The following is a 24104-nucleotide window of genomic DNA, read 5'->3' on the forward strand; positions in this document are numbered from 1 at the left end:
GGCGGCCGAATGGATTACGCGCACGCTGGCCGAACTTGCCGCACTGCCCGATGTCCGCATCATGACCCGCACGACATTGTTCGGCGTCTATGATGGCGGCACCTATGGCGCCATCGAGCGGGTCAACGACCACCTGCCCTCGCCGCCCGAGCACCAGGTGCGCCAGCGGCTGTGGCGGATCGTGGCCAAGCGCTGCGTCGTCGCCGCCGGCGCCATCGAGCGGCCGATCGTCTTTGCCGGTAACGACACGCCGGGCGTGATGATGGCTTCGGCTATGCGGACCTATGTCGCGCGCTACGCGGTTACCCCTGCCAAGAGGATCGCGCTGTTCACCAACAATGAGGATGGCTGGCGCACGGTCGAGCCCGCGCTTGGCGCCGGTTTGCAGATCGCGGCGGTCGTCGATGCGCGCCCGGACGTCTCCGCCGCGCATCGCGCGCTTGCCGCCAAAGGCGGCTTTGCCGTGCTCAACGGCTCGGTCAGCGGCGTCGAAGGCGGCAAGGACGGGGTCCGGAAAATCGTGGTGGCGCTGACCGGCGGCGCACGGGCGGAAGTCGAAGCCGACGGGCTTGCCGTGTCCGGCGGCTGGAATCCGGCGGTCGGGCTGACCTCCTATCATCGCGGCCGGCCGAAATGGCAGGACGATATCGCAGCCTTCGTGCCGGATGGTGCGCCGCCCGGCATGGTGGCCGCCGGCGCCGCCAACGGCGCCTTCGGGCTGGGCGACTGCCTGCGCCAGGGCTTTGCCGCGGGTGCTGCGGCAGCGCAGAGTGCTGGACGCAGCGGCAATGCCGGCACATCGCCGGTCGCCGACAGCGAGGCGTTTTCGCTGACGCCGCTTTGGTATGTGGCCGGCAAAGGGAAAGCCTTCGTCGATTACCAGCATGACGTGACCGCGTCCGACATCGAACTGGCGCAGCGCGAAGGTTTCGAATCGGTCGAGCATCTCAAGCGCTATACGACGCTCGGCATGGCCACCGACCAGGGCAAGACCTCGAACGTCGCCGGTCTCGCCATCATGGCGGCAATCAGCGGCAAATCGATCCCCGAAACCGGCACGACGATCTACCGCCCGCCCTATGTGCCGGTCGCCATCGGCGCCTTCGCCGGCCATCACCGTGACGAGAATTTCCATGCGACGCGGCTGACGCCATCGCATCACTGGGCGGCCGAACAGGGCGCGATCTTCGTCGACACCGGCCTGTGGAAGCGCGCGCAATGGTATCCGCGCGCCGGCGAAAAGGACTGGCTGGAATCGGTCACCCGCGAGGTCAAGGCGGTGCGCTCCGGCGTCGGCTTCTGCGATGTCTCGACGCTCGGCAAGATCGACGTGCACGGCCCGGATGCCGGCGCCTTTCTCGACCGCGTCTACATCAACACCTTCTCCAGTCTCGCCGTCGGCAAAGCCCGCTACGGGCTGATGCTGCGCGAGGACGGCATCGTCTATGACGACGGCACGACGTCACGGCTGGCCGAGGACCACTATTTCCTGACCACCACCACCGCCAAGGCCGGGCTGGTGATGCAGCATCTCGAATTCTGCCGGCAGGTGCTGTTCCCCGAATTCGACGTTCAGCTGACATCCGTCTCGGACCAGTGGGCGCAATTCTCGATCGCCGGGCCGAAGACCCGTGACCTGCTCCGGGAAATCGTCGCTCCGTCCGAGGATTTGTCGAACGAAGGTTTTCCGTTCATGGGGGCGCGGGAAGTCGCGCTTCGCGGTGGCATCAAGGCGCGGCTGTTCCGCATCTCGTTTTCGGGCGAAATGGCGTTCGAGATTTCGGTTCCCGCCCGCTATGGCGAGGCGCTGGTGCGCAATTTGATGCTGGCCGGCAAGCCGTTCGGCGTTACGCCCTACGGTACCGAGGCGCTCGGCGTCATGCGCATCGAAAAGGGCCATGTCGCCGGCCCGGAGCTGAACGGCACGACGACCGCCGCCGACCTCGGGTTGGGCAAGATGATGTCCAGCAAGAAAGATTTCATCGGCCGCGTCATGGCCGGGCGCGAGGCGCTGATTGCGCCGGACCGCCAGGTCGTGGTCGGCATCAAGCCGGTCGACAAGACGCGCCGCCTGCGTTCCGGCGCGCATATCATCCCGAAGGGCGAGACGCCCGGTCCCGATAACGACCAGGGCTACGTCACCTCGGTCTGCTTCTCGCCGACGCTCGACCAGTGGATTGGGTTGGCACTGGTTGAGCGCGGGCGCGAGCGCATCGGCGAAATCGTCCATGCGCATGACCCGCTGCGCGGCGAAGACTACGACGTCGAGCTGTGCAGTCCCGTCTTCTACGATCCGGATGGAGGGCGCCAGCGTGGCTGAGTTTTCCTGGATTGCCCGCAGTCCGCTGGAGAAAGCGCTTGTTGTCGGCGCCTATGGCGCGCGCGGCACGGCGGCCGGCGTATCGCTCACCGAGATCCGCAATTTCGACCTGATCCAGGTGATGGCGCGGCGCGGCAAAGCGGCAGAACTGGGGAAGGCCGCCGAAACCCGCTTCGGCGTTGCCGCCCCGGAAACGCCCAAGGCGACCCAAACTCCCGACGCTACGCTGATCTGGTCGGGACCGGATCAGTTCCTGGTCCTGTCCAATGGCGGCAAGCACCCGAGCGAACCGCTGAGCCAGGCGTTTGCGCAATCCGCCTCGTTGTCCGACCAGTCGCATGCCCGCGCGCTGATCAGCGTTTCCGGAGAAAAGGCGCGCGCGATGCTGGCCAAACTGTCGTCGCTAGACCTGCACCCCGCGGCGTTCCCGGCCGGCACCGCTGCGGCGACCTCGGTCGATCACACCAGCATCAATCTCTGGCGTGGCAATGACCGGCCGGACGGACAGGCGGTGTTCAATCTTCTGGTGTTCGCCACCTTCGCGGAAAGCCTGTGGCATACGATGCTGGACGCTGCCGCCGAGTATGGCGTCGAGATCAGCCACAACGAGGAGTTGGCATAGCCTTGGCGCGTCTTCCCTTCTCCCCTTGTGGGAGAAGGTGGATCGGCGCGCAACGCCGAGACGGATGAGGGGTGTTCCAGCGGAGTGAGAGGCTGGCGTTCCCTGGGACACCCCTCATCCGTCGCCTTCGGCGACACCTTCTCCCACAAGGGGAGAAGGGGGAGCTTGTGCCACCTTCACCTTGCCAAACCCGATCCCCCTGCTATTCTTCCCGCTAAAATAATTTTACACACAGGCAAACTTGTTTCTCGAAACCAAGGTTGAGATGAGCCAGTCGCCCTACCCCGTCGTCGCCGGACCGCCCCGGCCGAGCCTGATCCTGCGGCCAGGCCAGATTACGCTGCCGGCCGGGATGGAGCGCTACTCGGTTCAGGGCAATGGCGCGATGCTGATCGAGGTCGAGGCCGGCGACATTGTCACCGTGCGCGATGTCGAGGGCGGGCAGGCCTGCGAGCTGCTGGCATGGGACAGCAGCGACGCGACCGATCCCGGCATTCTCGGCGAGAAATCGAACAGCAATGCCGCCGGCATCAAGGCGCTGCTGGCCGAAGGCGACGACAGCCTCGCATCCTTGCGCCGGGGGCTCGAGCGGCGCCAGGTGCAGCTCGACCAGGCGAAGGCGGTTCGCGTTTTCGGCGGCGCCACCCCTGCCGGTACCGAACAGGCTTTTACCGTCGCCCGCGATGGGTCGATGCTGATTGCCGCGCCCGGCGGGCCGATGCTGGTCGACGGCCACGATACGGCGACGCCGCTTAGCGTCATCGTCCGCCGCGCCACCATCCGCCCTGCGGCGAAATCCAGGCTTGCCGACCCGCTGGCCGATCCCGTGCTCGACCTGCGCGTCCATTCGGCGACGGCGGAGGCCTACTTCGTCAAGGCGGGCGACTATCTGCAGATCATCGATGTCGACGGGCGCCAATGCACCGACTTCCAGTGCTTTTCGGCGCGCAAGCTGGACAAGGGCCGCGATCATCCGCTCGACGTGACGACGACGCGCACGCTGATGGGTTCGAGCTATCCGATGCCCGGTCTGCACTCGAAATACTACGACCAGGACATGGAGCCGCTGGTCGAGGTTGTGCAGGACACTTGCGGCCGCCACGATGCATTCGCGCTCGCCTGCGCGGCCAAATATTACGACGACATCGGTTATCCCGGCCATCCCAACTGCTCGGAGAATTTCAACCACGCGCTGGCCGACAAGGGTGTCACGCCTCGCGCCGGCTGGATGGCGATCAACTTCTTCTTCAACACGGCCATCGACGCGCATGGCGTCGTGGTATCGGACGAGCCGTGGTCGCGGCCGGGCGACTATGTGCTACTCAGGGCGCTCACGGACATCGTCTGCGTCTCGTCCGCCTGCCCCGACGATACGACGCCGGCCAATGGCTGGAACCTGACCGACATCCATGTGCGAACCTATCCCGGCCAGCACAAATTCTCGCGAGCGATCGCCAGACGCATGACGCCCGATTCGGAACCGAAAATGACCCGCGAGACCGCCTTTCATTCGAGCTTTGCCAAGCACACCCGCAACTTCGTCGAGTACAAGGGCTATTGGCTGGCCAATTCCTTCGCCAGGCAAGGCCCGATCGATGAATACTGGGCCTGCCGGCAGGACGCCGTGATCATGGACCTGTCGCCGCTGCGCAAGTTCGAGGTCACCGGGCCGGACTCCGAGGCGCTGCTGCAATACACGCTGACCCGCGACATCAAGAAGCTCGGCGTCGGCCAGGTCGTCTATTCCGCCATGTGCTACGAGCATGGCGGCATGATCGACGACGGCACGCTGCTCAGGCTCGGCAAGGATAATTTCCGCTGGGTCGGCGGCGACGATCTATCCGGCGAATGGCTGCGCGAGACGGCGACAAAGCTCGGCCTCAACGTGCTGGTGCGCTCGTCGACCGACCAGATGCACAATGTTGCCGTGCAGGGGCCGAAAAGCCGCGACGTCCTGCGGCAGATCATCTGGACCTCGCCGCTGCAGCCGTCGATCGACGAACTCGAATGGTTCCGTTTCGCCGTTGCCCGCATCGGCGGCGGCAACGGCATTCCGGTCGTTGTCTCGCGCACCGGTTACACCGGCGAGCTCGGCTACGAGATCTGGTGCCATCCGCGCGACGCCGAAAAGGTCTTCGACGCGATCTGGCAGGCCGGCCAGCCGCACGGCCTGAAGCCGATGGGGCTGCAGGCGCTCGATATGGTGCGCATCGAGGCCGGGCTGATCTTTGCTGCTCACGAGTTTTCCGACCAGACGGATCCGTTCGAGGCCGGCATCGGCTTCACCGTACCGCTGAAGACCAAGAGCGACGATTTCATCGGCCGCGAGGCGCTGATCCGGCGCAAGGAAAACCCGCAGAAGAAGCTGGTCGGCCTCGACATCGACGCCAATATCGCGGTCGGCCACGGCGATTGCGTGCATGTCGGCCGGGCCCAGATCGGCGTCGTCACCTCCGGCATGCGCTCGCCGGTGCTGAACAAGACCATCGCGCTGGCCAGGCTCGACGTCGCGCATTCGGCGATCGGCACCGAGGTCGAGATCGGCAAGCTCGACGGCCACAGCAAGCGGCTGCCGGCGCGCGTCGTCGCCTTCGCCCATTACGACCCGCAAAAGAACAGGCCGCGCTCCTGACCGACGCTTCCTGGTTCTTCCCTTCTCCCCTTGTGGGAGAAGGTGGATTGGCGCGCAGCGCCAAGACGGTTGAGGGGTGCTGGACGAAGTGCGGTTTTGCCAAGCTGGAACACCCCTCATCCGACCGAGCTTCGCTCGGCCACCTTCTCCCACAAGGGGAGAAGGACAGACCGCACCCTTGGGCAGCGCCAGCGAAGCTCGACTGTTTCACAAGCGCAATGTGCACAGCGTCACAAAGCGCTTGACGTGAAAGCGCGTTGGGTCAATCTTCACTGCTAAGAAAAAAATACTACTGAGCGGAAAACGCCTGGGGCCGTTCAACGTGAGCGTCGATGACGCCTCGCGAGATTGCGGCTGTTGCCGATGGGGAACATCAAAAATGGGGAATCCACGTAAATGAGCACGATAGTCACCACCTTGGTGCCGCCTGCCGAAGGGCAGCTGCACCGGAACATCGATTGGCGCGGCGCCTTCTGGGTGGCAAGCGGCGTTCCGGCCCTTGTCCTGTTTTCGATCGGCGGCATCGCCGGCACCACCGGAACACTGGCCTTCCTGATCTGGGCCGTATCCATGGTCATGGGCTTCCTGCAGTCCTTCACCTATGCGGAGATCGCCGGGCTGTTCCCGAACAAATCCGGCGGCGCCTCGGTCTACGGCGCCACCGCATGGCTGCGCTATTCGAAATTCATCGCGCCGCTTTCGGTGTGGTGCAACTGGTTCGCCTGGTCGCCGGTTCTGTCGCTCGGCTGCTCGATCGCCGCCGCCTATATCCTCAACGCACTGGCGCCGGTGCCGCTGTTCACCGACACTTCGCCGGAAGTCGCCGCCTATATTGCGGCCCATGCCGGAACCAGCGCCGCTGACGCCATCACCGCGGTCACCGCGGCGGCGACGCCGGCGATCCGTAACTGGACGCTCTACGGTCACACGCTTGGCCCGGTTTCCTTCACCTTCAACGCCACCTTCTTCATCGGCGCGGTGCTGATGCTGATCATCTTCTCGATCCAGCATCGCGGCATCCTGGGCACGGCCAACGTGCAGAAATATATCGGCCTGCTGGTGATCATCCCGATGCTCATCGTCGGCGTGGTGCCGATCGTCACCGGCCAGATCAACTGGGCAAATTTTTCGCCGCTGGTGCCGCTCGCCGCCGCCTATGCGCCGGAGGCCGGCGCGTGGAACATCGCCGGCTGGACGCTGGTGCTCGGCGGCATGTTCATCGCGGCATGGTCGACCTACGGCTTCGAGACCGCGGTCTGCTACACCTCCGAGTTCAAAAACCCGGGCACCGATACCTTCAAGGCGATCTTCTACTCCGGCCTGTTGTGCATGCTGCTGTTCATCCTGGTGCCGTTCACCTTCCAGGGCGTGCTCGGCTTGAACGGCATGCTGGCGACGCCGATCGTCGACGGCTCCGGCGTTGCCGATGCGCTGGCCGGCATGGTCGGCGGCGGACAGCTGATCCACAGCCTGCTGGTGATGCTGATGATCCTGGCGCTGGTGCTCTGCATCATGACGGCGATGGCCGGCTCCTCGCGCACGCTCTATCAAGGTTCGGTCGACGGCTGGCTGCCGCGCTATCTCAGCCATGTCAACGAGCACGGCGCCCCGACGCGGGCGATGTGGACCGACCTGATCTTCAACCTGATCGTGCTGGCCATCGCCTCGGCCGACGCAACGAGCTTCTTCTTCATCCTGGCGGTGTCGAATTGCGGCTACATCATCTTCAACTTCCTTAATCTCAATGCCGGCTGGATCCACCGCATCGACAATGGCCACATCGCGCGGCCATGGAAGGCGCCGAGCTGGGTACTCGGCCTCGGCGCCATCTTTGCCTATGTCAACGCGGTCTTCATGGGCGCCGGCGCCAAGGTGTGGAACCCGATGGCATTGTGGGCCGGGCTGATCACGGCAGCCTTGATCATCCCGGTGTTCTGCTTCCGGCACTACATCCAGGACAAGGGCAAATTCCCCGACCACATGCTGGCCGATCTCGGCATGAGCTCGTCCGACCTTGCGGTGAAAAAGGCGGGGATGCTGCCCTATCTGACGCTGGTCGCCGGCGTCGTGGTGATGCTGCTCGCCAACTGGCTGTTCGTCATCTGACGGCTTGCCTTGAGGGATCGGGCGCGCAAGGCGCGCTCGATCCCTGCATTTTGTTCTTGCTTTGTGCCGGCAGCTATGCTACTAATCTCGATATGGTGCTGATTCGCCCCGAGACCCGCCGCCGAGGCGGGTTTTTCTTTTTAGGGGCTATTCGGCAGCGGTGCCTGCGCGGGAGCGACCGCCAAGCGCTGCACCGATATCCTCGAGCACCTGTCCGACGCGCGCCTGGATCGTCTCGGACGCAAGCACGCCGTCGATGAAATCCCTGTCCGAAGCGTAGATCGCGGTCGGCAGCGTAAAGGCCTCGAAGAAGCCGAACAGCGGCCTCAGCTGGTGCTCGATGATCAGCGCATGCCGGTCGCCGCCGCCGGTCGCCAGCAGCACCACCGGCTTGCCCCTGAGCGCCGTTGGGTCGACAAGATCGAAGAAGTGCTTGAACAGGCCGGTGTAGCTGCCCTTGTAGGTGGGCGAGCCAACGACGAGCACGTCCGCCGCGACGACGCACTTGAGGATATCGCCCGCTTGCGCATCCAGTTCACGCGCCCATCTGGCGCCACCGAGGCTGGGGCCGAGGTCGACGACGTCATGCGTGCTGGCGGCCAGGCCATATCTGCCGGCTACCTCGTTCACGATACGATCGACGAAGCCGCGCGTCTTGGACGGCCGGGTGAAATTGCCTGAGAAACCGACAACGGCCGGATTGGTCATGATGCAAAGCCCTCGCGACGATTTCGGGCTGCCAGCCCGCTGCTCATGACCCTATGGACATTCGGACCGAACGAAAAGAACGGATGCTTGCCACGGTCTAAAATCATTACCGGTTCTAACCAGCTTTGCGGATCGCTGCCGTCTCAGGTTGGAAGAACCGGTTTGGCGGCCGCTTCAGGCCAAGATTTTCGCGCAGGGTCGATCCTTCGTATTCGCTCCTGAAAATGCCGCGCCGCTGCAATTCGGGCACGATTTTCTCGACGAAATCATCCAATCCGGCGGGAAGATAGGGGAACATGACGTTGAACCCGTCCGAGCCTTCGGTGACTAGCCATTCCTCCATCTCGTCGGCGATGGTTTTCGAAGTGCCGACGAAGGCAAGACCGGAATAGCCGCCCAGCCGCTGCGCAAGCTGCCTGACGGTCAGGTTTTCCTTGCGCGCCAGTTCGATGACGCGCTCGCGGCCGCTCTTGCTGGCGTTGCTTTCCGGGATTTCGGGCAAGACTGAATCCGGATCGAACCGCGACGCGTCGTGGCCGAGCGCGATCGACAGCGAGGCGACGCCGCTCTCGTAGTAGACGAGGCTGTCGAGCTTGGCCCGCTTCGTCTGCGCCTCCTCGACAGTCTCGCCGACAATGACGAAGGCGCCGGGCAGGATCTTGATGTCGTCGCGCGACCGGCCAAGTTTTTGCGCACGTTCCTTGACGTCGGCAAAGAAGCGCTGCCCCGAGGCGAGATCGGCATGGGCGGCGAAGATCACCTCGGCCGTTTCCGCGGCGAGCTGCCGTCCGGCCTCCGACGCGCCGGCCTGCACGATGACCGGCCAGCCCTGCACCGGCCGCGCGATATTGAGCGGTCCCCGCACCGAAAGATATTCGCCCTTGTGGTCGAGCACATGCAGCTTCGCCGGATCGAAATAGAGCCCGCTTTCGGCGTCGCGGATGAAGGCATCGTCGGCAAAACTGTCCCACAGGCCGGTGACGACATCATAAAACTCCCGCGCCCGGCGATAGCGCTCGTTGTGCTCGACATGCTCGTCGAGGCCGAAATTCAGCGCGGCGTCGGGATTGGATGTGGTGACGATATTCCAGCCGGCGCGCCCGCCGCTGATATGGTCGAGAGAGGCGAAACGACGGGCGATGTGGTACGGCGCGTCGAACGTCGTCGAGGCGGTTGCGATCAGCCCGATACGATCGGTGACGGCGGCAAGCGCCGACAACAGCGTGAACGGCTCGAAGGACGTGACCGTGTGGCTGCGCCGCAGCGCCTCGATCGGCATGTTGAGCACGGCCAGGTGGTCGGCCATGAAGAAGGCGTCGAACTTCGCCGCTTCCAGCCTTTGCGCGAAGTGCTTGAGATGCGCGAAATTGAAGTTGGCGTCGGGATAGGCGCCCGGGTAGCGCCAGGCGCCGGTATGAAGGCTGACGGGCCGCATGAAAGCGCCAAGCCGCAATTGTCGATTTTCTGCCATGGAAAAACGCACCGATGACGACGAGCGTAACGCTCCAATTGCTCGAGCATGGGATGGCTTTGCGGCCATGGGAAGGAATTCTGTTTTGCAAAACCGGCGTCGGGGAGCATTTTTTGTGCGGGCGGCGGACCGATCAATCGATCTTGATGAACACGCCCTTGGTGTTGAGATACTCAGCGAGGTGCTCGGCGCCGCCCTCGCGGCCGTAGCCGCTCATCTTGTAGCCGCCGAAGGGCACGGCCGGATCGATGGCGTGATAGGTATTGACCCAGACCGAGCCGGCGCGGATCTTGCGCGACAGCTGGTGGGCGGTGGCGAGATTTTGGGTGAAGACCCCTGCAGCCAGGCCGTAAGGCGTGTTGTTGGCCCGCTCGACCGCCTCGTCCAGCGTATCGAACGGCAAGGCTGAAATCACCGGCCCGAATATCTCCTCACGGGCGATCTTCATGTTGTCCGAGACGCCGGCAAAGACGGTCGGCGCGACGAAATTGCCGGCGGCAAGCGCGCCTTCCACAAGCCGGGTGCCTCCGGTGACGAGTTTCGCCCCTTCCGCGGTGCCGGCCTCGAGGTAACCGGTGACCCGTTGCAGCTGCTTTTCGGAGACGAGCGGACCGATCTCGGTCGCCGGGTCGATGCCGTCGCCGACCCTGAGACCCTTGGCGTATGCCGCGAGCCGCTCGACGAACTCGTCATGGACGGCGCGTTCGACGAAAAGGCGCGAACCGGCGATGCAGATCTGGCCGGAATTGGCGAACACCGACATCGCCGCCACCGGCACCGCCTTGTCGAGATCGGCATCGGCGCAGACGATGACCGGCGACTTGCCGCCGAGCTCCAGGGAGACGCGCTTGAGGTTGCCGGCCGAGGCCCGCACGATCGACTGGCCGGTTGCCGTCGAGCCGGTGAAGACGATCTTGTCGATGCCCATATGCTCGGCGAGTGCGGCACCTGCCTCGGTGCCGGTGCCGGTGACGATGTTGACGACGCCGGCCGGCACGCCGGCCTCGTTCATGATGTCGGCGATCAAAAGTGGCGTCAGCGGCGCCTCTTCCGACGGCTTCAGCACGATGGTGCAGCCGGTCGCCAGCGCCGGCCCGATCTTCCAGATCGACGCCGCCGTTGGCGCGTTCCAGGGAATGATGGCGCCGACGACGCCGACCGGCTCCTTGCGGGTGAAAGAGACGATTTCGCCGGGCAGCGAGTTGTCGATCGTCTCGCCGTGCAGCGCCGTCGCCATGCCGGCATAGTAGCGCAGCATGCCGATGACGCGGTTGCGATTGGCGCGGGTGCGTATGATCGGCATGCCCATGTCGGTGGTGTCGGAGCGGCTGATCTCTTCCCAGTGCTTTTCGAAGAGGTCGGCGATCCTCAGCAGCAGCACCTGCCGCTCATAAGGCTTGAACCGGCTCCACGGGCCCTCGAACGCCTTGCGCGCAGCAGTCACCGCCGAGTCGATGTCCTGCCGGTCGGCGCGCGGCACCGTGGCGATGACCGCGCCGGTGGCGGGATTGCGGCTCTCCGTGGTCCGGCCGGAGCGGGCATCGACCCAGCCGCCGCCGATGAACATCTCGCGATGGCGCCCGTCGATCGGCAGCCGCAGCGGTGCCTTTGTCTGAGCCATGGTCATGACGGTCCTCCTCCGGCGCCTACGCCTGGTGGGCGGATTAAACCGCCGGAGGTCACATTTGCCAACAGCTCTATTCGGCCGCCAGGGCCAGTTGCGGCCTTTCGCTTTCTTCTGCCACCTTGGCCGCCTCTTCCGTTGCCACCACCTTCTTGGGCTCCCTGCCGAAGAACAGCGCATAGGCTGCCGGCAGGACAAGGATGGTCAGCACCGTGGCGACGAGAATGCCGCCCATCATGGCGTAGGCGAGCGGCCCCCAGAAGACGCCGCGCGAGATCGGGATCAGCGCCAGCACCGCCGTCAGCGCCGTCAGCACGATCGGCCGGAACCGGCGCACCGCCGAGCCGATGATGGCCTCGGAGCGCTCCACGCCGGCGGCGATGTCCTGGTCGATCTGGTCGACCAGGATGATCGAGTTGCGCATGATGATGCCGAGCAGGGCGATGACGCCGAGGATGGCGACGAAGCCGAACGGCGCGCCGCTGATCAAAAGTGCCGCGGCCGCGCCGATGATGCCGAGCGGACCGGTGGCCAGCACCAGCATGGCCTTGCCGAAATGCTGCAGCTGGATCATCAGCAGCACGACGATGACGGCCAGCATGATCGGCGCTTTCGCCGCAATCGAGGCCTGGCTTTCGGCCGCATCCTCGGCGCCGCCCTGGATCTCGATCTTGTAGCCGGGTGCGAGGCTGGCGCGCAGGCCCTGCATCTCGCTGTACATTTTCATGGCGACATCGTTCGGCTGCACGCCGTCCGGCAGCGTGGCGCGCACGCTGATGGTCGGCAAGCGGTCGCGCCGCCATTCGACGCCTTGCTCCAGCACCGGGACGATCTTGGCGACCTGCGACAGCGGCACGGAGCCACCGAAATCGGTCGGGATGTAGACGGAGTCGACCGCCGACAGCAGGTGACGGCTTGCCTCCGGCTCACGGGCGACGATCGAAACCGTCTCCTCGCCGTCGCGGAAGTCATCGAGCGGCGCTCCCGACATGGTCGCCTGCAGTATCTGGCGGATGCGCTGCGAGGTGACGCCGAGCGCACGGGCGCGATCCTGGTCGATCACCAGCTTCATCGCCGGCACCGGCTCCAGCCAGTCGTCGTGGATGGCGCCGAGCAGCGGATTTGCCTGGAACTTCGCCTTCACCTCGTCGGCGATGCGGCGCACCTCCTGGCGATCCGGACCCATGACGCGCATCTGCACCGGCCAGCCGGTCGGCGGACCAAGGAACAGGCGATCGACCTTGGCGCGGATCGATGGGAAATCCTCGGCCAGGATGGTGCGCAGCTTGACGATCAGCCGCTCGCGGGCTGGTTCGTCATTGGCCATCACCAGAAGCTGGGCGAAGTTCGGGTTGCGAAGCTGCTGGTCGAGCGGCAGGAAGAAGCGCGGCGCGCCTTCGCCGATATAGGTGGCGATGAAGCGCTTGTCCTTGTCGTCCATCATCCTGGCTTCGAGCGCCTTGGCCTGGGTCTCGACTTCCTTGATGCTGGTGCCTTCCGGCAACCAGAGGTCGACAAGGATTTCCGGGCGCGACGATTGCGGGAAGAAATTCTGCGGGATGAACTGGAACGCCCACAGGCTGGTGGCAAACGTCATCAGCGTCATCACCAGGACGATGATGCGGTGGCGCACCGCCCATGCAACGGTCGAGCGAAGACGGCGGTAGAAGCGCGTGTCGAAGACATCGTGATGGTTGCCGGCGTGCTTGCGCTGCTTCAGGATCATGTGGCCGAGCCATGGCGTGAAATAGACCGCCGCGAACCAGGACACGATCAGCGCGATGCCGACGACGTAAAAAAGGGTGCGCACATATTCGCCGGCGGTCGAGGCAGCGAACCCGACGGGAATGAAGCCGGCCGTCGTGATCAGCGTGCCGGTCAGCATCGGGAAAGCGGTCGAGGAGTAGGCGAAGCTCGCCGCCTCGACCTTGACCAAGCCTTCCTCTAGTTTTCGCTCCATCATTTCGACGACGATCATCGCGTCGTCGACCAAGAGCCCAAGAGCGATGATCAGCGCGCCGAGCGAAATGCGCTGCAGGTCGATGCCGAGCTCGTACATGATGGCGAAGGTGGCGGCCAGGACCAGCGGAATGACGATCGCGATCACCAGGCCCGAGCGCCAGCCGATCGACAGGAACGATACAAAAAGCACGATCAGCAGCGCTTCGCCGAGCGCTTCCATGAACTCGCTCACCGCCTCCTTCACGACATGCGGCTGGTCGGAAATCTGATCGACCGAAACGCCATAGGGCAGCGCCTCTTCGAAGCGCTTGTAGGTCGCTTCGACGTCCTTGCCGACGTCGGTGACGTTGAAGCCCTTGGCCATGACGACGCCGAGCTGGACGCTGTCGTGTCCGTTGAAACGGTACTTGCGCTGGTACGGATCCTCGAGGCCCGAGGTCACGGTGGCGATGTCGCCGAGGCGCGTCACCTGGTTGCCGGCGCGCAGGCGAAGCTCGCGGATGTCGGCCGCCCTGGTGACATCGCCCTCGACCGAAATGCGCACCGAACGCTGGCCGGTGTCGACCGAACCTGCCGGGTCGACATTGTTCTGGCCTCGGATCGCATTCTGCAGGTCGGTCAACGTCAGGCCACGTTCGGCAAGCGCCTTGGATGAAACGTCGATGTAGAGTTTTTCCGGCTGGTCGCCGATGATCACGGCCTTCTCGACACCGGGCGTCGTCAGCAGCATGTCACGCGCCTGGATGGCGAATTTCTTCAGCTCGGGATAGCTGTAGCCGTCGCCGCTGATCGAATGCAGGGTGATGAACGTGTCACCGAATTCGTCATTGAAGTAAGGCCCAAGCAGCCCCTGCGGCAGCTCATTGGCGATATCGCCGACCTTCTTGCGCACCTGATAGAAAGCATCGGCGACCTGCGCCGGATTGGTGTCGCCCTTGACCTGCAAGGTGATGATGGCGCTGCCGGCGCGGGTGTAGGAGCGGACGAAATCGAGGTGCGGCGTTTCCTGCAGCTTGCGCTCGATCTTGTTGACGACCTGGTCCTCCATCTCCTTGATCGAGGAGCCTGGCCAGATCGCCTGGACGACCATGACGCGGAAGGTGAAATCGGGGTCTTCCTTTTGGCCCATGCGCATCAGGCCGAGCGCACCGGCCACGATGATCAGCCCGAACAGGAAGCGGGCAATGCTCGGATGGCCGATTGCCCAGCGCGAAAGATTGAAAGACCGCTTTTCATTGGTGTCGATGGTCATCGGCGTCAGTCCGTTTCAATTTGATCAACAGAGCACGCGCTTTCGCATGCCCAAGGAACTTCCGATGTGGGCTTCCGGGCGGCGTGGCTTTCCGAGTTGAGAGATCTACATCGCGGTGGGACGCGAGGATCGACGTGGGGGTTACATCGACCTGAGATCTCGAAAATCGGGGGCGCCTGCCGCCCGGAAACCGTGAATTGCCTGGCCGTCAGCGCAAGCGCCTTGCAGCGTCATCGGCCGACGCCGACTGTTGCGCCGCATCACCGGTCAGCTTGACTTTCAGATTCTCGGTCATGAACTGCGTGCCGGCGGCGACGACGACGTCACCCGGCTTCAGCCCATCGGCGACACTGACGCCGTCGGGGGTGAAGGCGGCGACCTTGACCGGATGCGCATGGACGGTCCCGCCGTTGCGGTCGACTGTCCAGACGATCGATTGGCTGTCCTTTTGCGCCAACGCGGCCAGCGGGATCGACACCAGTTGCTGCCGGTTGTCCGCCGCGGCTTCGATGGAGGCGGTCATGCCTAGCAGCACGCGAGAATCGTTGGGCAGGCTGACGCGAACGGCAAAGGTGCGCGACTGCGGATCGGCGCTGCCGGCGACTTCGCGGACCTTGCCGTCGAGCGTCAGCGCCTCATCGGACCAGAAGCCAGCCTTGACGGTCTTGCCCGGCTTGAATTCGGCGATATCGGTTTCCGGAACAGCGATCAGGACTTCCTTCTCGCCGTCGATGGCAACGGTCACCACCGGCGTGCCGGAGCCGACCACCTGGCCGACATCGGCGGCAACGGCAGTGACGATGCCGTTCTTGTCCGCCTTGAGATCGGTATAGCGGACCTGGTTCTGTGCCTGGGCAAGCTGCGAGCGGGCGGAGTCTCGCGTGGCGACAGCCTGATTATAGGCGAGCGTCGCCTGCTCGAGCTGCGACTTCGGCGCGAAATTCTTGGCGTAGAGCTGTTCGGCCCGCTTGCGCGTAAGCTCGACTGTCTCGACCTGACGGTCGGCAGCATCGAGGCTGGCCTGAGCGCTTCTCACCGAAAGCTCGTAGTCGGTGGGATCGATGCGGGCGAGAACGTCGCCCGGCTTGACGCGGTCACCGATGTCGACAAGGCGCTCGGTGATCTTGCCGTTGATGCGAAAACCGAGATTCATCTCGGTGCGGGCACGCACCGATCCGGAATAGGAAAGCTGACGGGTATCGCTCGCCTTAGCGATCTCGACCACCTTGACCGGGCGGATGATCTCGGTGACCTCGGCTTTCTCCTGCGAGCAGCCGGCGAGGCCGAGAGCGACAACCATAATCAATGCTAGGCCGGCGGCCGGTCGCCTGTAGGTGATGGACTTGGACAAAGACACTTTTCGTACTCCCGAACTGTGGGGATGAATTGCCGGTATCGCCGCCCGACGGGCGGCAACGGTCATTTCTTCAAGGCTCTGATGGCAAACTCGGTAAGCTCGTCCGGCGTCGCCCGGTTCTTCTTGGCGAGGCACTGGGCCATCATCTGCGGATGACAGAGGCTGATAATGGCAGCGCCGAAGCACCGGGAAGCGATCACCGGATCCTGATCGACGAACTCGCCGGTAGCGATTCCCTCGCGGATCACTTCCGCGACCAGTTCATGGATGCTGTCGATGTGCTTTTCGATGACGTGCCAGTCGCGCTCGATGGCGACGATGACCATCTCGTGCACCTTCTCCTGGTCGATCATGGTCTCGAGCGTCCACTGGTAGTGCGTATGCACGTAGCGGCGGAGCTTTTCGCTGGCGGTGCCGGGGCCATGGCAGGCTTCGTAGGTCAACCGGTAGCAGGTCTCGAGCATACGGCCGCAAACCGCCTGGTGGATTTCCACCTTGGAGGCGAAGAAGCGGTAGATGTTGGCGGTCGACATGCCGAGTTCGCGCGCTATGTCGGCGACGTTGGTCTTGCCGTAGCCGTAGTGGCGAAACAATCGCTCCGCGCAATCCAGGATGCGCGTGACATTTTCCTGGCGGGCGGAATCGGCGGTGGTGTCTAGGGTTTCAAGCATCTCGTTGGCCAATTTACGACTGACGAATTTAGAATTTCGTCACTCGTAAATTGAAAACCATCACCTGTCAAGGCACGATTTTGGCTGCTGATGACAGATGGTGACATCCCTGGACGGAGTTGGCCCATGAAACGCATGTGGTTTCCGCCGGGCGAGCCTGCAACGCCGCCCCGTGTTTTTTTGCGAACGATCTTGAAAAGATGCTTTCCGAAATCGGTTCCGTTTTCGGATCAGGCCCTAAGGCTGCTTTGCCATCTCCCGCAGCCGGAACTTCTGGATCTTGCCCGTCGAAGTCTTCGGGATTTCCGCGAAGATCACCGCTTTCGGCACCTTGAAGCGGGCGAGCAGCGCGCGGCAGTGCTCGATTACCTCCGCCTCGGTCGCCGCCTTGCCCGGCTTCAGCTCGACATAGGCGACCGGCACCTCGCCCCATTTGTCGTCGGATCGGGCGACAACGCCGCAAGAAGCGACGGCGGGATGCTTGTACAGCGCCTCCTCGACCTCGATCGAGGAGATGTTTTCGCCGCCGGAGATGATGATGTCCTTGGAACGGTCCTTGAGCTGGATGTAGCCGTCCGGATGGATGACGCCGAGGTCGCCCGAATGGAACCAGCCGCCGGCAAAGGCCTCGTCGCTCGCCTTGCGGTTCTTGAGATAGCCTTTCATGACGATGTTGCCGCGGAACATCACCTCGCCGATGGTCTCGCCGTCGGCCGGCGTCTCTTGCATCGTCTGCGGGTCCATCACCGTCAGGCCTTCGAGCGCGGCATAGCGTACGCCTTGCCTGGCCTTCTTCGCCGCCCTCGCCCCTTTCTCCAGCCGGTCCCACTCGCCATGCCATTCGTTGACGACGGCCGGGCCATAGGTTTCGGTCAGGCCGTAGAGATGGGTGACGGCAAAGCCCGCATCGGCCATGCCCGACAGCACCGCCTCGGGCGGCGGCGCCGCGGCGGTGTTGAAGGTGACGGTCTGCGGGAACTGCCGCTTGTCCTCGTCCCTGGCGTTGATCAGCACCGACATGACGATGGGTGCACCGCACAGATGGGTGACGCCGTGATCGGCGATGGCGTCGTAGATCGGCTTCGGCCGCACCCAGCGCAGGCAGACATGCGTGCCGCCCTGCACGGCAAGCGTCCAGGGAAAGCACCAGCCGTTGCAGTGGAACATCGGCAATGTCCACAGATAGACGGGGTGCTTGCCCATGCCGGCATGGATGGTGTTGGCATAGGCCATCAATGCCGCGCCCCGATGGTGGCAGACGACGCCCTTCGGATTGCCTGTCGTGCCGGAGGTGTAGTTGAGCGAAATGGCATCCCATTCGTCGTCCGGCATCGACCAGGCGAAATCCTCGTCGCCGCCGGCGACAAACGCCTCATAGTCCAGCGTGCCGATCCGCTCGCCCTTGGGATAGGGCGCATCGGCGGCATAGTCGGGATCGTCGTAATCGATCAGCAGCGGCCTGACCTTGGCCAGCGTCAGCGCTTGCCGAACCACGCCGGCGAATTCGCGGTCGACGATCAGCACCTTGCTTTCGGCGTGATCGAGCTGGAAGGCAATGACGGCGGCGTCGAGGCGGGTGTTGAGCGAATGCAGCACCGCCCTGGTCATCGGCACGCCGAAATGCGCTTCCAGCATCGGCGGTGTGTTGGACAGCATGACGGTGACGGTGTCGCCCTTGCCGATACCGCGCTTCGCCAGCGCCGAGGCAAGCCTCAGCGAGCGCTTCCAGAAATCGCGATAGGTCGTGCGCTGGCGGCCATGGATGATGGCGGTCTGATCGGGAAAGGTTTTTGCCGCCCGCTCAAAATAGGTCAGCGGCGTCAGCGGCTGGTGGTTGGCCGGGTTCCTGTCTAGGTCCTGTTCGTAGGGATTGCCCATCCCGTCCTCCGCAATGTGTTCGTCGAGAACTTTAGCTACCGGCTTCCGACCCGTCACCACCAACGATGCCATCATAGACCGCGTTTGGCACAAGAAAGGTCTAGATTTGGCGAGCGAAAGGGCATCTATGCCTTCCTCCCAATTTGACTTTTGTCGAGAGCCGTGAATAATGTCAGCAAGGAGATGGCATGGCGATCCGACCGGCAGAACAGCTTATCCACAAGGCCGCCTGGCTTTACTATGCACACGGCCTGCGCCAGGACCAGGTGGCCAGCCAGCTCAAGATTTCCCGTGCCTCGGTGGCGATGTATCTGCGCAAGGCGCGCGAGACCGGCATCGTCAACATCTCGACCTCGACCCAGCTTTTCACCGACGACGTGCTGGCACGCAAGCTGGAAGACGCGCTGAAGCTCGACGCGGTCTGGATCGCGCCGGAAAACGGCTATGTCGCCGACCCCTCGACCGACATCGCGGTGCTGGCGGCAAGCGTCTTTCTCGAGCTGATCAGGAAGGGCGACCGCATCGGCGTCGCCTGGGGACGGACCATCTACACGATCGCCGACATCATGTCCTATGCCGATCTGCAGGACGTCACCGTGGTGCAGCTCTGCGGCAATCTGGGCGCCCCCTATTCGTACCGGCCGGACCAATGCACGATGGAAATCGCGCGCCGGCTCAACGCCAAGGGGCTGAATTTCTACGCGCCGCTGGTGCTGACGACGGAAGAACTGGCACGCGGCCTGCGCGCCGAGCCGGTGATCCGCGAGCAATTGTCGGGCATCGGCGAATGCGGCCTGGCGCTGTATTCGGTAGGCTCGGTGGACACCGACAGCCATCTGGTCAAATGCGGCGCGCTGACGCCAAGCGAAATGGCTGTATTGCGCAAGGCGGGTGCGGCCGGCGTCATTGCCGGGCAGATCATCGACGCCCGAGGCCAGGCGCTCGACTGCAGCTACAACCGCCGGCTGATTTCGGCAGAGCTGTCATCGCTGCGCAGGATCGGAAAGCGCCTTGTAGTGGTGCAGGAGGACAGCAAGTTCGAACCGCTCGCCGCGGCGATCGCCGGCGGGCTCTGCACCCATCTCGTCGTCGGCGCGCGCATGGCGCGGCGGCTGCTCGACCACGCTGGAGCAACAGCAGAAGAGGTCGCCTGATACCCAGTTCCAGCCGCCGGCGCGTTGGCATCAATGTGTCGCGGCATTCCTGTTCCAACAAAGAGAAATCGGACGAAGCTGACATGAAGAACCTGTGGAATGACGGCGAGGCGGAGAAGCTGGTCGCCGACTATGCAAAGAAGGGTGTGGCCCGCGATCTGGCGCTGCGCGTCTATACGACCAGGCTGCTGGGCGGCGAGCCGCGGCTCGTCCTGCATGGCGGCGGCAACACCTCGTGCAAGACCAAGGCCACCGACCTTGTCGGCGACGAATGGGACGTGCTCTGCGTCAAGGGCAGCGGCTGGGACATGGGCGTCATCGAGCCGCAGGGCCTGCCGGCGGTCAAGCTCGGCGCGCTGTTGAAGGCGCGGTCGCTCAAGAAGCTCTCCGACGAGGACATGGTCGCGCTGCAGCGGGCGAACCTCATCGATCCGTCCTCGCCCAATCCGTCGGTCGAGACGCTGCTGCACGCCTTCCTGCCGCACAAATTCGTCGACCACACGCATTCGACAGCGATCCTGGCCATCGTCGACCAGGAGGACAGCGAAGCGCTGAGCCGGAAGGTGTTCGGCGAAAAGATGGGCTTCGTGCCTTACATCATGCCGGGCTTCGATCTGGCCAAGGCGGCCGCCGATGTATTCGACGCCGATCCGACGGTCGAAGGCCTGATCCTAGACAAGCACGGCATCTTCACCTTCGGCGACGATGCCAGGCAGGCCTATGACCGGATGATCCATTATGTGAACGTCGCCGAGGATTTCATCGCCGGGAACGGCAAGCCGCGCACCGAAAAAGTGGCACTGCCGGCCAGGCTGGCGAAGCCCGCGGACATTGCGCCGATGCTGGGCGGCGCGGTGGCGGTGGCACGCGGCGAAGGCCGCTTCGATCGGATGATCAGCGATTTCCGCACCTCGGATGCGATCGTCGATTTCATCAATTCGGCAAAAATTGCCGACTATGCCGGACGCGGCGTGTCGACACCCGACCTGTCGATCCGCATCAAAACCGGACCGATGGCACTGCCGGCGCCCGACGCGGACAAGGTCGGCGACTACAAATCCGTCATCCGCCAGCATGTCGAGAAATTCGCCAAGGACTATCGCGCCTATTTCGAAACCAATGATGCGCTCGACGACGTGAAGCGCACCATGCTCGACCCGATGCCGCGGCTGACGCTGGTGCCCGGCCTCGGCATGTTCGGCCACGGCCGCACGCTGAAGGATGCGAAGATTGCCTCGGACGTCGGCGAAATGTGGATCGAGGCGGTACGCGGCGCCGAAGCCGTCGGCGATTTCCGCCCGCTCTCCAAAAGCGATCTGTTCCCGCTCGAATACTGGTCGCTGGAACAGGCCAAGCTCGCCGCCAACAAGCCGAAGCCGCTGACCGGCCAGGTGGTGCTGGTCACCGGCGGCGCCGGCGCGATCGGTGCTGCCACGGCAAAGCTGTTCGCCGACAACGGTGCCCATGCCGTCGTCGTCGATCTCGATGGGTCAAGGGCTGCCGAGGCGGCAAAAAAGGCTGGCAACGGTTCGATCGGCATTGGCGCCGACATCACCGATCCGGTGCAGATGCGCGCCGCCTTCGACAAAGCGGTCGACGTCTACGGCGGCCTCGACATTCTCGTCTCCAATGCCGGTGCTGCCTGGGAGGGCCGGATCGGCGAGCTCGACGACGCCACCTTGCGCAAAAGCTTCGAACTCAATTTCTTCGCCCATCAGTCGGCGGCGCAGAATGCCGTGCGCATCATGCTGGAACAGGGCACCGGCGGCGTGCTGTTGTTCAACACCTCCAAGCAGGCGGTCAATCCGGGGCCGAAGTTCGGCGCCTATGGCATTCCCAAGGCGGCAACGCTGTTCCTGTCCAGGCAATATGCGCTCGACTACGGCGCGCATGGCATCCGCTCCAATGCCGTCAACGCCGACCGCATCCGTTCGGGGCTGTTGACCGATGCCATGATCACCAGCCGCTCGGGCGCGCGCGGCGTCTCGGCGAAGGAGTACATGTCCGGCAACCTGCTCGGGCAGGAAGTGACGGCCGAAGACGTCGCCCAAGCCTTCCTGCATCAGGCGCTGGCCGAGCGGACCACCGCCGATGTGACGACAGTCGATGGCGGCAACATCGCGGCGGCGTTGAGGTAGATCTAAACACCGGACCAACAAAAAGAGCGGCCCGCGAGCCGCTCTTTTCCTTTGCCTATAGCGAAAGACTACTTCGCGTTCGGGTTCGGCATCCAGGCCGGCATCGCGACGTCGGCATGGGCGAATTGCGGCAGCTTGGCCGAGAGGTCTTCCATGTTCTTGATGTCCTTGTCGACGAGGTCCTTCTGGGTGATCAGCGTCGGCGGTACAATGACGTTGTGGCCGGGATCTTCACCGGCCAACAGCTGCGCCAGCGCACGCACCGAGACCTGGCCGACGACGGCCGGGTTGGTGGCGGCGGTTGCCGCCCAGGCGCTGTCCGGCTCGCGCATCGCGGCGATGTCCGAGGTCGAGATGTCGGCCGAATAGATCTTGATGTCCTTGTTCAGTCCGGCTTCGTCGACCGCGATCTTCACGCCCTTGGCGAATTCGTCATAGGGCGCGAACATCACCTTGATGTCGGGGTGGGCCGATAGCACCGAACGGGCCTGGTTGGCGACCGAATTGGCGATCGGATTGTCGAGCGTGCCGAACATGGCGGCTTCGTTGATGCCCGAATATTTCTTCTTGAATTCGACCCAGGTCTCGTTGCGGCGGTCGAGCGGCGCGATGCCGGCGACATAGACATAGCCGGCCTTCCAGCTCTCGCCATTGTCCTTGACCGCCTGTTCGAGCGCCAGGCGCGCGAGGTCGCGGTCGGATTGCTCGATCTGCGGGATCTTGGGGTTTTCGACATTGACGTCGAAGGCGACGACCTTGATGCCGGCCTCGACCGCGCGCTGGGCGGCGTCCTTCATCGATTCCGTCAGGCCGTGCTGGATGATGATGCCCTGGACGCCGAGCGCGATGGCCTGGTCGACCATGTCCGCCTGAAGCGCCGCGTCCTGGCGGCTGTCGAGCACGCGCAGGTCGACACCGAGTGCCTTGGCCTGCGCCTCGACGCCGGACAGATACGCCTGGAAGAAGTCGCCAGTCGAGAGATAGCGGACCAGCGCTATCTTGACGGCGCCCGGCTTGTCGAACGGCGCCGGCCTGTCCTGCGCCATCGCCGGCAACTGCATAAGCAATGTTGCGCCGGCAAGCCCGAGCGCTGCCTTCCCTAAAAGCCTTCTTGTGATGTTCACGTCGTTTCCTCCACTTGTTGAACCCAAAATGTGACCCGGTCGAACCCCTATCTCCTGCCCCTGCCGGAAAGGGCGAAGGTAAAGACAAGGGCGACCACGAGAACCACGCCCTTGACGAAATCCTGCGTGTAGTAAGGCGCGTTCATCATCGTCAGGCCCTGCAACAGCACGCCGACAAACACCGCGCCGACAGCCGTGCCGAAGGCGTTCGGCTTGGCGGCGCCGAGAACCGCGTAACCGATGAGTGCCGCAGCCACCGCGTCGAGCAACAGATTATTACCCGAGGCGATGTCGCCGCGTCCAAGCCGGGCAGCGAGCAAAATGCCGCCGATCGAGGCAAAAACTCCCGAAATCACATAGGCCCAGATTTTGTATGCCTTGACAGGCGCGCCGGCGAGTTCTGCGGCGCGTTCGTTGCTGCCGACCGCATACATCATGCGCCCGAAACGCGTGTATTCGAGAAAGAACCAGATCAGCACCGCCAGCACGAGCAGGACGACGACCGACACCGGAATGAGGTTCGGGATGAAGAAATCGAAGCGATGGCGGCCAAGCGCCAGGAACGCGGCGCCGAAACTGCCGTTGGCGACCGAGCCGTCGGGCATGGTCATGCCAGTGGCGATCGAACGGCCCTCGGTCGGTATGCGCTGCAGGCCGACAAGCAGGAACATCATGCCGAGCGTCGCCAAAAGGTCCGGAACCCGCATATAGACGATCAGCCAGCCATTGATCAGGCCGACGACGGCGCCGATCACAAGACAGACGACGACCGCCACGACGGCGTTCTGCCCCAGCACCACCATGACATAGGCAGCCGCCATCATGGCGCTGGTGGCGACAGAGCCGATCGACAGGTCGAAGCCGCCGACGACCAGCGTGGCGGTGACGCCGAGCGCCAGAACACCGGTGATGGCGACCGACTGGAAGATGAAGACGGCGCTTTGCGGCGAGACGAAACCATCGGCGGCAACAGCGAAATAGGCGATCAGCCCGAACAACAGAACGATGAAGCCGTAGCGAATAGCATTGTCGCGCAGGATCATTCAGCGCTCCCGCACGCTGGCACCGTCTTTATCCGACCCGAA

At 63.9% G+C, this 24104-nt stretch carries 15 protein-coding genes; 6 read left to right on the forward strand and 9 right to left on the reverse strand.

Annotation, left to right across the window (positions count from 1 at the left end; all coding sequences use genetic code 11):
- The 4 genes from X773_RS50405 to X773_RS50420 form a co-directional block, all read left to right on the forward strand.
- Positions 1 to 2320, forward strand: a 2320-nt coding sequence (locus X773_RS50405) for a glycine cleavage T C-terminal barrel domain-containing protein (RefSeq protein WP_023675989.1), incomplete at its 5' end; no start/stop codon positions are given.
- Positions 2313 to 2942 (forward strand): sarcosine oxidase subunit gamma family protein, encoded by a 630-nt coding sequence (locus X773_RS50410; protein WP_023675990.1) that lies wholly within the window; start codon positions 2313 to 2315, stop codon positions 2940 to 2942. The genes X773_RS50405 and X773_RS50410, both read left to right, overlap by 8 nt.
- Before the next feature lie 265 nt (positions 2943 to 3207).
- Positions 3208 to 5574, forward strand: coding sequence for an aminomethyltransferase family protein (locus tag X773_RS50415; RefSeq protein ID WP_023675991.1), 2367 nt, complete (start codon positions 3208 to 3210; stop codon positions 5572 to 5574).
- Positions 5575 to 5970: 396 nt separating this feature from the next.
- Positions 5971 to 7680: an APC family permease gene (locus X773_RS50420; RefSeq protein WP_023675992.1), complete on the forward strand. Its 1710-nt coding sequence runs from the start codon at positions 5971 to 5973 to the stop codon at positions 7678 to 7680.
- 147 nt (positions 7681 to 7827) lie between these two features.
- On the opposite strand, the gene msuE is transcribed toward X773_RS50420, so the two are convergent.
- The 7 genes from msuE to X773_RS50455 form a co-directional block, all read right to left on the reverse strand.
- Entirely contained in the window at positions 7828 to 8388 is a 561-nt protein-coding gene (msuE, locus tag X773_RS50425) for an FMN reductase (RefSeq protein WP_023675993.1), read from the reverse strand.
- A gap of 115 nt (positions 8389 to 8503) precedes the next feature.
- Entirely contained in the window at positions 8504 to 9859 is a 1356-nt protein-coding gene (locus X773_RS50430; protein WP_023675994.1) for an LLM class flavin-dependent oxidoreductase, read from the reverse strand.
- Between the two features lie 133 nt (positions 9860 to 9992).
- Complete coding sequence (locus X773_RS50435) at positions 9993 to 11486, reverse strand: aldehyde dehydrogenase family protein (RefSeq protein WP_023675995.1); 1494 nt, start codon at positions 11484 to 11486, stop codon at positions 9993 to 9995.
- A 70-nt stretch (positions 11487 to 11556) separates the two neighbouring features.
- Positions 11557 to 14697: an efflux RND transporter permease subunit gene (locus X773_RS50440; protein ID WP_023675996.1), complete on the reverse strand. Its 3141-nt coding sequence runs from the start codon at positions 14695 to 14697 to the stop codon at positions 11557 to 11559.
- Between the two features lie 208 nt (positions 14698 to 14905).
- On the reverse strand, positions 14906 to 16054 hold the full coding sequence (locus X773_RS50445; RefSeq protein ID WP_023675997.1) for an efflux RND transporter periplasmic adaptor subunit: 1149 nt from the start codon (positions 16052 to 16054) through the stop codon (positions 14906 to 14908).
- A gap of 62 nt (positions 16055 to 16116) precedes the next feature.
- Positions 16117 to 16725 (reverse strand): TetR family transcriptional regulator, encoded by a 609-nt coding sequence (locus X773_RS50450; protein ID WP_023675998.1) that lies wholly within the window; start codon positions 16723 to 16725, stop codon positions 16117 to 16119.
- Positions 16726 to 16962: 237 nt separating this feature from the next.
- On the reverse strand, positions 16963 to 18603 hold the full coding sequence (locus X773_RS50455; RefSeq protein WP_023675999.1) for an acyl-CoA synthetase: 1641 nt from the start codon (positions 18601 to 18603) through the stop codon (positions 16963 to 16965).
- Between the two features lie 188 nt (positions 18604 to 18791).
- Between X773_RS50455 and X773_RS50460 the strand changes: the two genes are divergently transcribed.
- Both X773_RS50460 and X773_RS50465 read left to right on the forward strand, forming a co-directional pair.
- Positions 18792 to 19757: a sugar-binding transcriptional regulator gene (locus X773_RS50460; RefSeq protein WP_023676000.1), complete on the forward strand. Its 966-nt coding sequence runs from the start codon at positions 18792 to 18794 to the stop codon at positions 19755 to 19757.
- A gap of 83 nt (positions 19758 to 19840) precedes the next feature.
- Complete coding sequence (locus X773_RS50465) at positions 19841 to 21895, forward strand: bifunctional aldolase/short-chain dehydrogenase (RefSeq protein ID WP_023676001.1); 2055 nt, start codon at positions 19841 to 19843, stop codon at positions 21893 to 21895.
- A gap of 68 nt (positions 21896 to 21963) precedes the next feature.
- Here X773_RS50465 and X773_RS50470 read toward each other — a convergent pair whose 3' ends face one another.
- Both X773_RS50470 and X773_RS50475 read right to left on the reverse strand, forming a co-directional pair.
- Positions 21964 to 23019, reverse strand: a complete 1056-nt coding sequence (locus X773_RS50470; RefSeq protein ID WP_023676002.1) for a substrate-binding domain-containing protein — start codon at positions 23017 to 23019, stop codon at positions 21964 to 21966.
- Between the two features lie 47 nt (positions 23020 to 23066).
- The gene (locus X773_RS50475; protein WP_023676003.1) at positions 23067 to 24062 is read right to left on the reverse strand and encodes an ABC transporter permease; all 996 of its coding nucleotides are present in this window, start codon (positions 24060 to 24062) and stop codon (positions 23067 to 23069) included.
- Between the last annotated feature and the right edge of the window lie 42 nt (positions 24063 to 24104).

It is taken from the genome of Mesorhizobium sp. LSJC280B00, from assembly GCF_000502835.1.
Taxonomy (GTDB): Bacteria; Pseudomonadota; Alphaproteobacteria; order Rhizobiales; family Rhizobiaceae; genus Mesorhizobium.

Bases quoted from the DNA above. Each gene is read 5' to 3' on its own strand.
- X773_RS50415 (WP_023675991.1), top strand. From the start codon at position 3,208: ATGAGCCAGTCGCCCTACCCCGTCGTCGCCGGACCGCCCCGGCCGAGC.
- X773_RS50420 (WP_023675992.1), top strand. From the start codon at position 5,971: ATGAGCACGATAGTCACCACCTTGGTGCCGCCTGCCGAAGGGCAGCTG.
- msuE (WP_023675993.1), bottom strand. From the start codon at position 8,388: ATGACCAATCCGGCCGTTGTCGGTTTCTCAGGCAATTTCACCCGGCCG.
- X773_RS50430 (WP_023675994.1), bottom strand. From the start codon at position 9,859: ATGGCAGAAAATCGACAATTGCGGCTTGGCGCTTTCATGCGGCCCGTC.
- X773_RS50435 (WP_023675995.1), bottom strand. From the start codon at position 11,486: ATGACCATGGCTCAGACAAAGGCACCGCTGCGGCTGCCGATCGACGGG.
- X773_RS50440 (WP_023675996.1), bottom strand. From the start codon at position 14,697: ATGACCATCGACACCAATGAAAAGCGGTCTTTCAATCTTTCGCGCTGG.
- X773_RS50450 (WP_023675998.1), bottom strand. From the start codon at position 16,725: ATGCTTGAAACCCTAGACACCACCGCCGATTCCGCCCGCCAGGAAAAT.
- X773_RS50455 (WP_023675999.1), bottom strand. From the start codon at position 18,603: ATGGGCAATCCCTACGAACAGGACCTAGACAGGAACCCGGCCAACCAC.
- X773_RS50460 (WP_023676000.1), top strand. From the start codon at position 18,792: ATGGCGATCCGACCGGCAGAACAGCTTATCCACAAGGCCGCCTGGCTT.
- X773_RS50465 (WP_023676001.1), top strand. From the start codon at position 19,841: ATGAAGAACCTGTGGAATGACGGCGAGGCGGAGAAGCTGGTCGCCGAC.
- X773_RS50475 (WP_023676003.1), bottom strand. From the start codon at position 24,062: ATGATCCTGCGCGACAATGCTATTCGCTACGGCTTCATCGTTCTGTTG.